Raw genomic sequence first — 14,938 nt, forward strand, 5'->3', positions numbered from 1 at the left:
ATTGCGGTTTACAATTTGTTGACTTGTTGGTGCGATGTGCCATTTAATTGGTTTTTAGCTACCCGAGAATATTGAATTAGAGTCGGGCCCAAATAGAAGTTGTACAGCAGAAACGGTCGAATCAAGTTGTGTTTACATTTCATGATGACTGAGTGACAGCTTTGCTGTCGGTGCGGAAACTGGCTGGCATAAGCATCGATATGATTATATTGTTGTCCTAAATGTGAAAGGTGAGTTGCTTCTTGAAACCTGTGAAGGTCCAGGCATCGCTGAACTAAAAGCGGGGCAGTCTTGTTATCGTTCTATTGGTGTAGAGCATCACGTAGTGAATGCCAATGATTATCCGTTTTCATTTGTAGAAATTGAGTTGAAGTAAAACTCGAATCAATATGGGGAAGTGCTTGAAACATTTGCACATCGCACCGGGGATGGAAATTAATACAGAGTTTAAATCAGATAGATTACAATTTCGGCCAATTAAAGTGAGTGATTGGCAAGCCATGCAAACCGCGCTTCATTGCGAAAAATTCCCCAGACAGCTACCACTTGCACGGCTTAAAACTAAAGCGCAGATCATTGCTTGGCATGAAAGCCGAGTAAAAGACTGGGAAAGTGGTTCATGTTATGTATGGAGCATTCGCCATAAATATACTCAGTTAGTTATTGGTCAACTCTCATTGTCACGAAGAGGAGCTGGCTTTGCTTTAGCGTATTGGATCGATCCATTGTATTGGGGGGCAGGTCTCGCGACAGAAGCTTGTCAGGCATTGATTCACCAGCTAAAAGCGACCGGGTTTCAGAATTTGTTGTGGGCAGGGACACAGCCATGGAACAGTGCGAGCGGTGCAGTACTTAAAAAGCTTGGTTTTCAGTTCACGGTACAAATCGCTCATGAACTGGCAAATGATCGGATTGAGCGAATCAATGAATACCAGTTGGATTTCTCTTTGAAGCCCCCATTGTGAATGTAGGCGCTCATACCGATCCTGCAGGCGAGCTCTTCACGGCACTAGACTTACTATTCACCTGCGCTTTGACGCTAAATAAGGTCTCATCCAACGATGATTGAATTGAAACATCCTAAAGACTTATCTCGTCTTCGCCGTTTTGCTTTGGCGTCTCAATGTTTGTTGCAGGCTCAGCCGTTTGGGCGTGGCCTGGCGGGGGCGCGTAAGGCGATTCATCACTTAGGTTATGTTCAGCTCGATACCATATCGGTGGTGGAGCGGGCGCATCATCATGTACTCCATTCTAGAGTGCCGAAGTTCGAGCCTGCGATGAGCAATCAACTGTTGTTAAATGGTGATCTTTTTGAGTATTGGTCACATGCGGCAGCATTGCTACCCATCGATGATTTTCGTTTTTCCTTGCCCTACAAGCAGGCAATTAAGAGTGGTCAAACGCACTGGTATAAAAATACCGATAAAAAGCTGATGCTTGAATTGTTGGCGCGGATTCGTGCCGAGGGTCCGTTGCGCTCCCGAGATCTGGAAACAAGCTCGATAAAGCGTGCTGGCTGGTGGGATTGGAAGCCGGCGAAGAAAGCGCTAGAACAGCTCTACATGCAAGGCGATTTGATGGTGAGTCATCGTGAGGGATTTCAGAAAACTTACGATTTAACCGAGCGAGTATTGCCTGCCCATGTTGATTCGAGCATGCCGAGTATGGAAGCGTTTGCGAGCCATTTGGTTGAGCAGCAGTTGCGCTGTCATGGTTTAGTTTCTTTGAAAGGACTAACCTATTTACGCCGTGATTCTAAATTACGCAGTGCGGTCAAAAAACTGGTGAACGAAGGCTTGGCGCAGGGCATTTTAGAACAGGTGAAAATTGCCAGTGGTGAAGTTTTTCTAATCAAAAGCAAGGCCATTGAAAATGGCGTTCTCGATGGCCGTCTTCCAAGTTTGAATAAACGCTTATTAATTTTGTCGCCATTTGATAACTGTGTCATTCAGCGTGAACGACTGAAAAGCCTGTTTCAATATGATTACCAGATCGAGTGTTACGTGCCACAAGCGAAGCGCCAATATGGTTATTTTTGTTTGCCGTTGCTTTTTCAGGATCAATTCATCGGTCGAATGGATTGCAAAGCGCACCGGAAAACACGCCTTTTAGAAATTAAATCGTTGTATTTAGAGCAACAAGCTTTCAATCGAGAACTCATGATAAGCGCTTTTGTAGAGGCTATTGAAAAATTCCGGTCTTTCCAACAGTGTGATTCAGTCTCGCTTGTGAATGTTCATCCCAAACACCTCAGTCAAGCGCTGCAAGATGCGCTAAAGCCGCTGGCTTAAATGACTAGGGTTAGCACTTCGCTAATGCTTGTAAAAGCCAATTTTTAAATTGAACCACGGCTGGATTAGTTTGCTGCCTTGTTGGGATCACCAGATAGTAATGCAGCCCGGAGAATTCTTTGGCCATGTCGAGTTTTCCTGGTACTAGCCAGCCATTTGTGACAGATGTTTCAACAGCGAGTTGACTCATTACTCCAATGCCCTGTCCCGAAAGAGCTGCTTGGACGGTTTGGTTTTCATCATTAAAGTAACGTATTGCTGGTGAGCTGACGCTGCTGAGAAGACTTGGTAAAAGTGTTTCTATTGCCAAACTCGGTAAATTTTGATTCTTCCACTGGGTGCAGTAAAAAATAGAATCAGAAGGATTTTTATAATGCTTTTCCCAATATTCTGCTGTGGCAAAGCAGGCTAGTTTTTCTTGAATAAGTACCTCTGTACCAGCTTGAGCATGTGGTGGCTCCCCATAGCGGATCACCATATCAACCCGTCGATCATATTCAATATCGATTAATGATTCCTCCGCTCTAATGATGATCTCAATCTCTTGGTTTTGTTGTTGGAAATCGGAGAGATGAGGGACCAACCACATGGCCGCAAATGAGTTCGTGGTGCTGATGGTGAGGGTGTTGGGTGAGGAAGTTAGCTGGTTTACCGTATGCAGTAAATCATGCAACGATTTATTGGCTGTGGCTGCCAGTAATTCTCCTTCGTGAGTCAAAACTACTGACCGAGTTTTTCGTTCAAATAAACGGATCTTAAGTTTGTCTTCAAGACCTCTTATTTGGTGTGAAATGGCGGTCGGCGTAACGTTTAATTCATTGGCCGCATCTTTAAAGCTATTAAGTCGCGCCGCAGCTTCAAAGGCACGAATGGCATTTAAGGGGGGAAGTCTCTGAAACATATACAAGCCCTATAGGTGAGATAAATTACTTTATAAGGAAAATATGAGCATTTGTCTAACCAACTTACTTGGAAGAGACTAGGGCTACTAATTATGCAAAAAAGGTAGCAAACAATGAACAATATTTTACATATCGATTCTAGCGTTCGTGGTACTGATCATGATACCGCAAGCTACAATTCGATCTCTAAGGCTCTGGGTCGTCGCTTCATCGAACTATGGATGAGAAAAAATCATCAAGCAAGGGTGGTTTATCAAGATATTGGCCTTCATCCACCAGCGTTTATTTGTCAAGACTGGATTGCCGCGGCGTTTCGCCCGGAAACCGATCGAACTGAGCAGCAGCATTTGGTTCTCGCTCAATCAGAGGCTTACCTTGAACAGGTGAGCAATGCAGATGTTATCGTGATTACTTCACCGATGTATAACTACGGTATGCCTGCGGTATTGAAGGCATGGTTTGATCAAGTTATGCGGGTGAATAAAACCTTTAGTTTTGATCTTGCGCGAGGCGATTTTCCAATAGAACCTTTAATGAGAGGAAAGATATTGGTGCTACTGACCTCCTGTGGCGAATTTGGTTTTGGGCCTGGTGGAGTACGAGAGAACTTGAACCACCTGAGTCCACATATTAAACAATTAGCAAAATATTTAGGGGCCGAGCGTGTTTATGAAATTGGGGCTGAGTACCAAGAGTTTGCTGATGACCGGCATCAATTGTCTATTGAACACGCCAAACAAGCGATTGCAGCCTTGGTGGAAAATCTTGCCTTAAGTTGTATTCGCTCATAGATGAGCTTTCACGGTTGCGGATAGAGCTTGGCAAGATCGTACAGTCGGCCTGCGGATATCGTAACTGGACAGAAGCTTGTTAGCGTTAAGACTCCTGAAGTGAAAGCTTTCATTAGAAAAAATATGGCAAGTAAGGGCTTAACGCCATTCCCCCAGTCTTAGCCAGACTCGCCTTGGGAAAACGAACAAGGCCTTGGCCCCGCCAGCATCAACACCGTTATTTACTATAGAAAGGAGCATCGGGCTTGTTCAACACCCGAATAGGTGTCGGCTGCGCGACACCTATTCTTATTTGTTATATGTTCGGTTGGCTCAAACGCATTTCAATTAACTGATGCTCACCGACTTTCTCAACTTTCTTTACAAAATTAAAACCAAAATTTTCGTAATATTCTTTTAGATATTCGTGAGCATGTATTTCAATACTGTTTATATTTAATTGTTTGGCCTTATCAATTAATGAATCAATCAATTTAGTTGCCACTCCATTGCCTCGGTAGTCTTTTTTTATAGCAATTCTAGCCATAACAGCATTGTTATTTTCTGTTAAGGCCAACCTAGCAACGCCAATGGCTAAATCATCAATATATGCTAAAGAATGATAAGCATTTGAATCTAAACCATCTAGGTCTAAGTGTAATGGTATTCCTTGTTCTCGAACAAAAATTTCATTACGAATTTTCTGAGAAATTTTAATAGACTCTTTATCTTTACTTACAACAATTCTCACACTTACCTCTAATGTAGATTAGAAAAATTAAGAACATATAACAGTATATTAATATGCAAATTCCCATCTTTCACGCATGCGAAGTTACCACCTATCACGCACCACAGAAACTCACATATCCTTTAATGTTTAAATTTATCAACAGCATACCAGTCAATCACCATTTTGACCATGCGGAAAATAAACTAATAAACTAGACACCCATTCTAAAAACAAAAACCTTTCACACTCTCGATAGTCAAGATTACGCTTTTAATTCCCATCATCTTCGCCGAGTCGCGCAAATGAACAAGGGAGCAAAGTTGAAGTCTGTTTGAGCGTAGTGTTTACTTCAACGCCCTTGAGAATGAGCAACACAGGGTTTAAGAAGATGCTGGGTGGCTTTTCTTTTGTATACTTTTCTTTGGCCAGCAAAGAAAAGTATATCGCCGTCAGGGCGAAAGCCTCACTAACAGATCGATCCAAAACTAAATGATAAAAACGAGACTAACAGCTCCCCAAAAAAATAAGCTAACTCATTTTGGGGCAAAATATTGTTAGCCTATCGATTGGTGTAACACGCCTCTGGACAAAAACGTGCCAGTAATTTTGCTAATTTAGAATAACATTAATTATCTCAAGTATGGCAATCCACTATTTTGCTGACCAAACTCATATTTTCACTACACTTTCATCCTTACAGTTAATGGCTTAGGGTGCTCATCTTTTTCTATCGGTTGCATAATTTGATAATCTGAAAGTTAAATTCACAACAGATCGGCAAAGCGGTACGCGTACATACAGCAACCCCCATTGACGATAAAATCTTATGAGGTTATGGAATGGTTGGCATAATCAAGTTCTTTAGAGATAAAGATAAACTCGATCAGTTGGTTGATGGGTTATTTTATTGCAATACCCCTGAGTTCTATCGCTTGTCAGACGCTTCTGGAGTATCTGATCACCATGAGTCGTGTGCTAATTCATTTAGAAAAGGTCGAGATAGTGAAAGCATTAAGCTTTATATTAATGGTTTCGAATTGCCTCATATTGAGAAAGTAACATTGCATACAAATGAGCACAAAGATCGATGGATGCATTGCTGGTTTGCATTAACAATACCTCAAACTGATATAGAGCTTAGAGCATTGACAGATGATATAAATCGAATGCGTGACGAATTCGGCTGCAACTATGTGTTTGTCGAAGAGAAGAATATTCCAATTTTAGTGGGGCGTTTATATACCACTACGAGTTTAAAAATCGCTCATGGTCTTGTCAAATACTCGCCAAATCAGTTTGATTGGAGCGCTATTTGTAAGTCTGACCAGTACACATACCAACGGGAGTATCGCTTTCTTGTAGGTGAGTGCAGTCATAGTCACGTAGAACCAATTAAACCCAAATATGATTCAGGGTTTTCAGATTTAATGTACGTAAATAAGAAATTAGAGTTAAGCTCTGAAAATCAGTGTTTATTCTATATGGATCCTAATGGGTGCTATATTACCCCACATCAATACGGGTAAAAGTGATTTTCTGTGTTCGCATGGAATTGGAACATAACACCTGAACTATCCACCACAAAAAAGGTATGTGATTGGCAGACCTTTTGTTGCGCTTCGCCCAAGGTTATGTAAAAAATAGGTGACTGTCAGATCAGGTCTGAGCTACTACAACTAATCGATATTACCAGACTCTGAATGAGCTTGAGCACTAATAGATAATGGTTTTTTCTGAGGTAGAAGCGCGAGCCGTTAGTGCTAATGAGTCATGTCTAATAAGAGTTACTTAACTATGATTTTTCTTGGCATGACGTCTGGTTCTATTTCACCTCTACAACGATAAATAGCCATAGTAATGCCCCAACCATTTGTTATGGTGGAATCATTTTCATAACCTTTTCCATATGCAGCGCAGTGAGAAGCTACTTGTGCGAGCATGTGAGGGTAGTTGACCACCGATGAATCATAGTTTACTTGAACTAGATCTTTATCAGCAAAGTCAATGTTATAAGACCCCCCCAAACTGCCACACAACCTGTTATTAGCGAACTTAACGCTATTGTCGAGAATATTGCTAATTTCTTCATACTTCGAACCCATGTAAATTAGTAATCCATCCTACATAATAACTGCGATTTTACACAACCTCTTTTTATTGATTTCATTAAAAAAACAATACTGTAGTGGTCAACTCTAAGTGGCTTTGGGTAAGAATAACTAAGAGAATCTCAATCATACTTACAAGTGGTATAACTCCCGACGATAGCGCTCTAGAAGTTCATCATCAATATAGGTGATGAATGGGTCAACTGACCCCTGCACCTTGTACATACAGATCATTTTATAGATCGTTCTTCCGACTAGTTTTATGAAACTATTATCGAAAACATCTCTAGCCGTTCTCTCGTATAGATATCGATCATTAAAGAAAACGTCCCGATAAGTTTCGATTATTTCTGTGTCTCGCTCACTAAATAGATGTGCTTTGATGTTTAGTGGCACATTATCTAACAATGACACTAAATCGTGGTTTTCTATGGGCTTATTGCTTCGCTTATATGCATACTTGGTAATGTACTCACTTTGAACTTCGGTTTCTACTGAGTTGAAGCTCTTGAGTATGATTTCTAAAGCTAGACCAGATACTACCGAATGAACGCAATACAAATGATTTCTGCGTGAATCTGTGCACATAGTATGAAAGTCGAATGCAATCTCTAGCATTTGTTCTCTTGGCTCAAGTTTTTCTAATTCTGCCTGCGCACTATGTGAATTGTTTAGGTCAGTAACTGCCATTTTAGATACCTCTAGCTGTTGTCATAGAGAGAGTCAAATCTTATGCAACGTGGTGAATTGTTCTGGTTAAATGCCTTCGGATAACTTTTAATATAAGGCACGTTCAGTTTCTAGCTGCCTATGTACATTTTCCTCATATTCTCTGGCCATTTACTTGTGTCTTTACCAAAGATAGATACCAATTCACCATACTCTTTACTTTTCTCGTTTTTTTCTCCAATGGCAAGAAGCCTCTCATATTCGTCATAATGAAAGGTGCTTAATGAATGGAAGGAAAGCTTATCTTGCTCATTTTTCTCCCGTTTAGCACATAGCTCAAGCTTGGAGTAAAGCCTGTGTAATCCTAAGTTCTCAAATGCTTGTTGGATTTCTTGGCACTTATGAGCAAAGCAAGTCTTGTTATAGAAGGAGATTTTAGGGATCAGCATTTCTGTACAATACTCATTTAGCTCATCGTATCGTCCAGCTTTCTGAAAGTAGGGGACAGCCTTTAGCAGCGCCGCTTCATCAGGCTCGCATTGTGTGTATACCTCATTCAATACCTCAATAGCTTTGTTAAAATCCTTGTCCCTTGCAAATGCGCTTGATCTTTTAACTAATGTGTATGTATCCATACAGTCCTCTAGTACGAAGTTGGTCTGAACCCTATTTTTAGATCGCCGAATAGTTTGAAAATTAATCAACTAAACACATAATGAAACATTAGCTAAATTGGGTCAAACAGGGATAACTCAAGATGTTGCGAGCAACAACTCTAAGAAGAAAAGGGGCAATATATTGTTAGCCTATTTATTGGTGTAACACGCCTCAGGACAAAAATGAGTTACGCTGATTGTTTGTTCAAAGGTATGCTGGATTAGATTAAGTATGGCTGAGACAGAGATAACGCCGAAAACAGCGGCGCGCGTTAGCGCATCCAGCCCGTAGGGCGATGCTGCCTATGTTTGTGTACGGCCAAACTAATGAGGTGAAAGTCCTCTGTAGGAAGGTCACCGTTTAATAACATTCTGATGATTAAACGCTAAGGACTAGCGAATGGCAAGGGCATTACCGCGAGGGAATGTCTGAAGGAAGCCGGACGCCTTTTTATCTAAAGAGAGGGCGAGCTGATGAACAAGAACATCATATGAGGCGTAGGCTGGAGGCGAGTTGGCACAAGACAACGAAGCCATGTGATCTAACGGCCACCGCAAATGATGCAGCAGTGCAGAGAAAAGAGAAAGTGCATGTTCTACTTCTTATAAACAAAAAGTGGGGGAGCTCTGCTTAGCAAGCGATCGTTTAACTCACGCTATGGCGATTTAAGCAGACGGCTTTTTTTAGATAAAAAGTCCCAATGCCGTTCTATTGTGTAATGGTTGGGACATGGTGAAGGCCTGAACCTGAAAATCAATGAGGAGCCTGTGCAGCTCATTGTCTCCGTATCCGACCGGACTGAGGAGTCATGGCGCAAAAACAGAAGCCATCATTGGAATGCAAAGGAGCGAATCGGCCGTTGTATTTTAACCGTTTTCAGGAAACGCCCTGTGCGGAGCCGCATGCAGGGTGTTGTGGGGGCTGGAGGTTAGATACCTCCGGCTACCCGATTATATTTTATTCTTCCCACACTTGAAGGTTACCAGTACGCCAAGATTCACCATCAAACGATAAGACGTCGTCTAACTCTTTACACATAGAGTGTTGTCTGTAACGTGGAGTCGAATCTTTCTTAAACCATTTACTTATTAAAGTGATCGGCTTTGGTGTTGATATTTTCTTTTTTTCATTAAGCTCTGGTTGCCAAAAATATATGATTATAGATTCAGCCATTTCAAGGAAATGTCTTGATGCATCATTCGGGTAATTAATTTCACCGATCCAAAATTCTTGTTCGCGATTAATCTCATGCACTTTATGATGGTTTTTAAATCTTCCATGAAAACTGCCCTCGGTGATACCACAATATTGAATTGTTGCTTCTCTTTCATATTTTAACTTACCAGTGGCAAGATATAAGCCATTACCCCAATCAGAGTTTTCTTCTATTTCTTGATATGAAAATGGACCTCGCCAGTCAACAATCACAGTTGTGTGAGAACTCAATGCGTACTCCTTTAAAATATAACGCCGCATTTTAGCGAATCCCCTCATAATCTCTTGAGAATTCATATAAGTAGACGCGCACCCCGTTGTTTGAGCTAATTAATTTCGCCAAAAACCTTTCCTATCAAACCTGCACGGAGGCAGTCGGGATACGCGAAACTCAAATTCTACACCAAATGCTTATTGATCGGCGCCTCAATATTCACAATAAACGCCTTAACTCTCTGATGGTTGCAACAACATCGCTATTAGATGGCGATAAATTGTCTCTCACCGAGCTAGGGCGTAATATCACCAGCCGTACCTCACCTAAACACTGCATTAAACGCATGGACCGTTTGCTCGGCAATCACCATTTAAATAGTGAACGTTTAGCCATATACCAATAAAATAAACTAGACACCCATTCTAAAAACAAAATAAAATAAACTAGACACCCATTCTAAAAACAAAAAACTTTCACACTCTCGATAGCCAAGATTACGCTTTTAAATCCCATCATCTTCGCCGAGTAGCGCAAATGAACAAGGGAGCAAAGTTGAAGTCTGTTTGAGCGTAGTGTTTACTTCAACGCCCTTGAGAATGAGCAACACAGGGTTTAAGAAGATGCAGGGCGAGCTTTCTTTTTGCTTCGCTAAGCTTTGCTCGTTGAAGCTTAATGACGTCGACGTAGGCGAAAGCTTTTCCCCCGTTGCTAACACAGAATGACAGAATGGGGCAAAACTCAGGGCGGGATCGCACTTTGTTAACAGATATGATCTAATACCTCTAAACCCTAAGCTACATAGTTATTTTGAACATAATTGAACATTTATCAGTCGTCGAGGATACTCGATCTGACATCAATCAAAAGCATGACCTTATTGACGTGATTTTCCTTGTTATCAGTGCTATCGCATCAGGATGTGAAGGCTGGCAAGACATTGAATATTATGGAGAAGAGAAGTTGGGCTGGCTGAGGAAATATAGACCATTTGAACACGGGATCCCAAGACGACACACGATTGCACGCATTTTGCGTTCTGTTGTCGCGGAGTCTTTGCTTGAGGCATTAGCTCTGTGGATTAACGAGCAGCGAACGAGTCAAAACAGAGCCATCATCGCATTTGACGGAAAAGTACTGCGTGGCTCGTACCGAAATAACAAGAAAACAGCATTACAATTGGTTACAGCCTATGATACTGAACGAGGTCTCGTTCTGAGTCAGAAACCGACAGCGAACAAGAACGGCGAGATTAGCGTTGTGCGCCAAATGCTTGATGTTATTAACGTAAAAGGCAGTGTTGTCACCGTTGATGCTCTACATTGTCAGCGCGATACACTAGAGAAAATCGCAGAAAAGAAGGCTCATGTTGTCGTTCAAGTAAAAAACAACCAACCAAAGTTGAGAGCGGCTGTTGTTGAGCAGTTTCAAGCCGTCTTTGATGCTGGTAAAGAGAAGGTCGTCACTGAAATTAAAGAAAAACACCATGGTCGTAGCGAAGAGCGATACGTCTTTCAACTAAAGGCCAAGTTGCCCGAAGAGTTAGCAAAGAAATGGCCAACGGTAAGAAGCATCATAGCAGTGGAACGCCACCGCGTGATAAATGGGAAAGGCACTGTAGATACCTCGTATTACATAAGCTCAATGTCACCGAATCACAAATTGTTAGGCCACTATATTCGTCAGCATTGGCGAATTGAAAACAGCCAGCATTACGTATTAGATGTTGTTTTTAAAGAGGATAACTCTCGCATTACTTTAGACGGAGCGGTGGAAAACATAGCTCTATTTAGACGTTTTGTGATGAACATGCTCAAACAATGCGATTGTGGAGCGCCAAGTCACAAAGTGAAGTTGAAGAAAGCGGGATGGAACGACGATTATCGGGCACGAGTCTTCTTTGGGTTATAAATCCATCAAAGTATGCTCCCGCCCTGGGGCAAAACTGAGTTAGAAAGGATTTTGTATGAGCTATTTTTGATCGTAAAAAATGACGCTCAAAAAAATAAACTAGAATAAACTAAATAAACTAGACACCCATTCTAAAAACAAAAACCTTTCACACTCTCGATAGCCAAGATTACGCTTTTAAATCCCATCATCTTCGCCGAGTAGCGCAAATGAACAAGGGAGCAAAGTTGAAGTCTGTTTGAGCGTAGTGTTTACTTCAACGCCCTTGTGAGTGAGCAACGGAGGATCTAAGAAGATGCAGGGTGGCCTTTCTTTTGTATACTTTTCTTTGGCCAGCAAAGAAAAATGATGTCGCCGTAGGCGAAAGCTTTGGTAATCCCCCCGAAAATTAATCCCATGCAAAAGTAGAATTTTCTCGTATAGTAAATACAGGAGATTCAACATGAAAAAGTCACGTTACACGGACAGTCAGATCTTATCTATTCTCAAGCAGGCTGAGGCTGGTACACCTGTTCCTGAGCTCTGTCGTGAGCATGGAATGAGCAACGCAACCTTTTACAAGTGGCGTTCGAAATACGGTGGTATGGACGCATCCCTTATGGCGCGGATGAAAGAACTCGAAGATGAAAATCGACGGCTTAAAAAGATGTATGCGGAAGAACGCCTTAAAGCAGAGGTGATCTCAGAGGCGATGGCAAAAAAGTGGTGAAGCCCTGTGAGCGTCGATTGATGGCTCAGCGTTCGGTGGCGAACTATCACATCAGCATTAAAAGTGCATGCTATTGGTTTGGGATCAGCGAGACCTGCTATCGCTATAAATCGAAGCTTCAACCTGAGAATGAGTTGATAGCTCAAGAGTTAGTAACGCTGTGCAACAGTGAAGACTGCTCTGACTGGGGCTTTGGCCTGTGTTTTCACCATTTGCGGAACGTTAAAGGGTATACATGGAACCATAAGCGGGTTTATCGGATCTACTGCGAATTGGCTCTAAACTTACGTATTAGGCCAAAACGACGCCTGAATCGCCATACGCCAGAGCCTCTTAAAGAGCCGATTAAAACAAACCAAGTTTGGTCCGTGGACTTTATGCATGATCAGCTATCTGATGGCCGGAAGTACCGTTTATTCAATGTGATAGATGATTACAAACGTGAAGGTCTGGCGTCAGAACCTGATTTTTCAATGCCCACAGTACGAGTCACTCGGATCTTAGAGCAGCTCATCGAACAACGAACCAAACCTGTTGCGATCCGCTGCGACAATGGTCCTGAGTTCATTAGCCATGCGTTTATTAAATGGGCCAACAACCACGACATTCGAATCGATTATATTCAGCCAGGGAACCCACAACAAAACGCGTATATAGAAAGGTTCAACCGTACTATGAGGTTTGGCTTAGTGAGTAAGTATTTGTTTGACACACTTGAAGAGGTTCAAGATCGGGCGACCCAATGGTTATGGTTCTACAATCATCAACGACCACACCTTGCAAATGGAGGGTTCCCACCACTAAAAACGGCAGCATGAATTCTACGAATAAATGCGGTTAATAATGGGAGGATTACCCTTTTACCCCGTTGCTAACAAAGAACGGGGCAAAAGCGCGTTAGATACGCACACTCTCAACTGTCAGCTTAGATTGCGAGCTGTATTAAGATGTGTCTGGTCCCATATGAACGATACAGCTAAGTCAAACTAAAGGGGCTGCTTAAGCCCCTTTCTAAGATTTTCTAGTTGGTTGGTTCAACTTGTTATGAGTTAGCTGCAGATTCAGCTTGCTTGGTAACTGCTAAAGCATCTTCAATGAGACTTGACTGGCCGGTGAGCAAATCTTCCAAACAGCCATTGTTTTTATCCACCAAGCCAACCTCTTTTAACATGGCATCAACTAAGGGGGCATTTGCGCGATATCCTAGGGCCGCTTCTGTGACTTGTTCCGCAAGACCGCCTTGATGACTGTTGGATTCTCCATTTAGCGAGCTGCCATGACCCGCGCCATAGCCTTGGAGAATTTTGATGCCTTCAATGTTCTCTAAAGGCTTCACGGCGCTGGCAACCAACTCAGGTAATATTTTTAGGATCGCCAATGATTTTTGCAGCTCGACCTGTTCATCGCGCAAGGTGTTTTCAGCTTCGTACATTGCTTGTTTACCGGCGGCTTCTACGGCATATACCTTCTCATCGGCTTCGGCTTGGAGTTTTTTGGCATCGGCTTCGGCTTTCGCTTCAATCAAAATGGCAGATGCTTTATCTTGCGCCACTTTCTTTTCGGCATCGGCTTGCACGGTGATACCAACCGCATCACGTTCGGCTTCTTTTAGCGCATCAATCACCTCAATCTCTTTACGACGATTCGCTTCGGCAATTTGGCGCGCGGTAATCACCGCTTCACTTTTCTCAACTTTGACTTTTTCTGCTTCAGCGGCTTTTGCTTGAGCCGCCGATTCTTCTTCTGATTTTTGGGCAATCGCGATTTGTTTATCTTGTCCGGCAACTTCTAAATCACGTTGGCGTTGAATACTGGCTTGTTCTAAGGTTTTACTTTTTTCAATTTCACGAGTTTCAATATCACGAGATTTTTCTATTTCAGCCGCTTCTAAGGCGCGCTCTTTGGCAATTTCGGCTTCCCGCTCTTCTTGCTCTTTCATTTCACGGTTTTTTGAAATTTCGGCTTTTTGTTCGGCTCGTTTAAACGCCAGCACTTGTTCTTGGGTGAGTTTGGCTTCTTGTTCTTGCTTACTCACTTCAAGCGATTGTTTTTCTGCTTCTAGGTTGCGCTGTTCGATTTTAATACGGTTTTCTTGCTGAATGTCGTTGGTTTCTTTACGTTTTTCTTCAATGATTTTAGTTAATCGAGCACGACCTTCGGCATCAAATGCATTGTTTTCATTAAAAAATTGTAAGTCAGTTTGGTCAAAGCCAGTTAACGAAACAGACTCGAGTTCTAAGCCGTTTTTCTCTAAATCGTTCATCACGTTTTGTTGCACTTTTTGTACAAAGTCTGAACGTTGTTCGTGCATTTCGGTCATCGACATTTCTGCGGCCACCGAACGTAGCACATCGACAAATTTGGACTCCATCAGCTTTTTCAACTCTTCGACACGCATGGTGCGAGTTCCCAAGGTTTGGGCGGCCATCGAAATACCTTCGCTATTCGGTGCCACTCGCAAGTAAAAGTCGGCCTTAACATCAACCCGCATCCGGTCTTTGGTAATCAATGCGTCTTTTTGGGTTTTCTCGACTTCGATACGCAGGGTATTCATATTTACCGGAATGGTTTCATGCACCACTGGCAAGACCATCGCACCGCCATCTTTTACCACCTTCTCTCCGCCTAAACCGGTTCTGACAAAGGCTGTTTCTTTGGTGGCTCGGATATACAGCTTGGCTAAAATTAAACCAATGGTGAATAGGGCAATAAACCCAATACCGACCCAAATTAAGTAAAAAGCAATGCTGTTACTGTTA

General features: G+C 42.3%; 14 protein-coding genes and 1 pseudogene. 8 read left to right on the forward strand and 7 right to left on the reverse strand.

Annotation, left to right across the window (positions count from 1 at the left end):
- Window positions 1–208: 208 nt before the first annotated feature.
- From ACRRS1_RS06455 to ACRRS1_RS06465, 3 genes are all read left to right on the forward strand, one after another.
- On the forward strand, window positions 209–376 hold the full coding sequence (locus tag ACRRS1_RS06455; RefSeq protein WP_439025080.1) for a hypothetical protein: 168 nt from the start codon (window positions 209–211) through the stop codon (window positions 374–376).
- A gap of 25 nt (window positions 377–401) precedes the next feature.
- Window positions 402–965 carry a GNAT family N-acetyltransferase gene (locus ACRRS1_RS06460; protein ID WP_432453974.1) on the forward strand — a complete coding sequence of 188 codons (564 nt, stop codon included), beginning with the start codon at window positions 402–404 and terminating at the stop codon, window positions 963–965.
- A gap of 96 nt (window positions 966–1,061) precedes the next feature.
- On the forward strand, window positions 1,062–2,291 hold the full coding sequence (locus ACRRS1_RS06465; RefSeq protein WP_432468135.1) for a winged helix-turn-helix domain-containing protein: 1,230 nt from the start codon (window positions 1,062–1,064) through the stop codon (window positions 2,289–2,291).
- 10 nt (window positions 2,292–2,301) lie between these two features.
- Here ACRRS1_RS06465 and ACRRS1_RS06470 read toward each other — a convergent pair whose 3' ends face one another.
- Window positions 2,302–3,192 carry a LysR substrate-binding domain-containing protein gene (locus ACRRS1_RS06470; RefSeq protein WP_432468986.1) on the reverse strand — a complete coding sequence of 297 codons (891 nt, stop codon included), beginning with the start codon at window positions 3,190–3,192 and terminating at the stop codon, window positions 2,302–2,304.
- A gap of 114 nt (window positions 3,193–3,306) precedes the next feature.
- Here ACRRS1_RS06470 and ACRRS1_RS06475 point away from each other — a divergent pair, with 114 nt between their 5' ends.
- Window positions 3,307–3,984, forward strand: coding sequence for an FMN-dependent NADH-azoreductase (locus tag ACRRS1_RS06475; protein ID WP_432468134.1), 678 nt, complete (start codon window positions 3,307–3,309; stop codon window positions 3,982–3,984).
- 295 nt (window positions 3,985–4,279) lie between these two features.
- Here ACRRS1_RS06475 and ACRRS1_RS06480 read toward each other — a convergent pair whose 3' ends face one another.
- On the reverse strand, window positions 4,280–4,714 hold the full coding sequence (locus tag ACRRS1_RS06480; RefSeq protein WP_432453971.1) for a GNAT family N-acetyltransferase: 435 nt from the start codon (window positions 4,712–4,714) through the stop codon (window positions 4,280–4,282).
- Window positions 4,715–5,535: 821 nt separating this feature from the next.
- Here ACRRS1_RS06480 and ACRRS1_RS06485 point away from each other — a divergent pair.
- Window positions 5,536–6,222, forward strand: a complete 687-nt coding sequence (locus ACRRS1_RS06485) for a hypothetical protein (RefSeq protein ID WP_432468133.1) — start codon at window positions 5,536–5,538, stop codon at window positions 6,220–6,222.
- Window positions 6,223–6,480: 258 nt separating this feature from the next.
- Here ACRRS1_RS06485 and ACRRS1_RS06490 read toward each other — a convergent pair whose 3' ends face one another.
- The 4 genes from ACRRS1_RS06490 to ACRRS1_RS06505 form a co-directional block, all read right to left on the reverse strand.
- A complete protein-coding gene (locus tag ACRRS1_RS06490; RefSeq protein WP_432468131.1) occupies window positions 6,481–6,798 on the reverse strand; it encodes a hypothetical protein in 318 nt (105 codons plus the stop codon).
- A 138-nt stretch (window positions 6,799–6,936) separates the two neighbouring features.
- Window positions 6,937–7,494, reverse strand: coding sequence for a hypothetical protein (locus ACRRS1_RS06495; RefSeq protein WP_432468130.1), 558 nt, complete (start codon window positions 7,492–7,494; stop codon window positions 6,937–6,939).
- A gap of 110 nt (window positions 7,495–7,604) precedes the next feature.
- Window positions 7,605–8,108 (reverse strand): hypothetical protein, encoded by a 504-nt coding sequence (locus ACRRS1_RS06500; protein ID WP_432468129.1) that lies wholly within the window; start codon window positions 8,106–8,108, stop codon window positions 7,605–7,607.
- A 979-nt stretch (window positions 8,109–9,087) separates the two neighbouring features.
- Window positions 9,088–9,576: a hypothetical protein gene (locus tag ACRRS1_RS06505; protein WP_432468128.1), complete on the reverse strand. Its 489-nt coding sequence runs from the start codon at window positions 9,574–9,576 to the stop codon at window positions 9,088–9,090.
- Between the two features lie 149 nt (window positions 9,577–9,725).
- Here ACRRS1_RS06505 and ACRRS1_RS06510 point away from each other — a divergent pair.
- The 3 genes and pseudogenes from ACRRS1_RS06510 to ACRRS1_RS06520 form a co-directional block, all read left to right on the forward strand.
- Window positions 9,726–9,962, forward strand: a pseudogene (locus ACRRS1_RS06510) (IS4 family transposase); the annotation flags it as partial.
- 407 nt (window positions 9,963–10,369) lie between these two features.
- On the forward strand, window positions 10,370–11,470 hold the full coding sequence (locus ACRRS1_RS06515; protein ID WP_432468127.1) for an ISAs1 family transposase: 1,101 nt from the start codon (window positions 10,370–10,372) through the stop codon (window positions 11,468–11,470).
- A 442-nt stretch (window positions 11,471–11,912) separates the two neighbouring features.
- A protein-coding gene (locus ACRRS1_RS06520; protein WP_432462919.1) for an IS3 family transposase occupies window positions 11,913–12,997 on the forward strand; the annotation gives its coding sequence in 2 pieces (ribosomal slippage) (window positions 11,913–12,162 and window positions 12,162–12,997; 1,086 coding nt in all).
- A gap of 224 nt (window positions 12,998–13,221) precedes the next feature.
- On the opposite strand, the gene ACRRS1_RS06525 is transcribed toward ACRRS1_RS06520, so the two are convergent.
- Window positions 13,222–14,925 carry a flotillin family protein gene (locus ACRRS1_RS06525; RefSeq protein WP_432468985.1) on the reverse strand — a complete coding sequence of 568 codons (1,704 nt, stop codon included), beginning with the start codon at window positions 14,923–14,925 and terminating at the stop codon, window positions 13,222–13,224.
- Window positions 14,926–14,938: the final 13 nt, after the last annotated feature.

It is taken from the genome of Agarivorans sp. Z349TD_8 (genome assembly GCF_050870825.2).
In the GTDB taxonomy this organism is placed as follows: domain Bacteria; phylum Pseudomonadota; class Gammaproteobacteria; order Enterobacterales; family Celerinatantimonadaceae; genus Agarivorans.

What these genes read in the sequence shown, in the direction of transcription:
- ACRRS1_RS06465 (WP_432468135.1), top strand. Translation starts at nt 1,062, where the DNA reads ATGATTGAATTGAAACATCCTAAAGACTTATCTCGTCTTCGCCGTTTT.
- ACRRS1_RS06470 (WP_432468986.1), bottom strand. Translation starts at nt 3,192, where the DNA reads ATGTTTCAGAGACTTCCCCCCTTAAATGCCATTCGTGCCTTTGAAGCT.
- ACRRS1_RS06475 (WP_432468134.1), top strand. Translation starts at nt 3,307, where the DNA reads ATGAACAATATTTTACATATCGATTCTAGCGTTCGTGGTACTGATCAT.
- ACRRS1_RS06485 (WP_432468133.1), top strand. Translation starts at nt 5,536, where the DNA reads ATGGTTGGCATAATCAAGTTCTTTAGAGATAAAGATAAACTCGATCAG.
- ACRRS1_RS06490 (WP_432468131.1), bottom strand. Translation starts at nt 6,798, where the DNA reads ATGGGTTCGAAGTATGAAGAAATTAGCAATATTCTCGACAATAGCGTT.
- ACRRS1_RS06495 (WP_432468130.1), bottom strand. Translation starts at nt 7,494, where the DNA reads ATGGCAGTTACTGACCTAAACAATTCACATAGTGCGCAGGCAGAATTA.
- ACRRS1_RS06500 (WP_432468129.1), bottom strand. Translation starts at nt 8,108, where the DNA reads ATGGATACATACACATTAGTTAAAAGATCAAGCGCATTTGCAAGGGAC.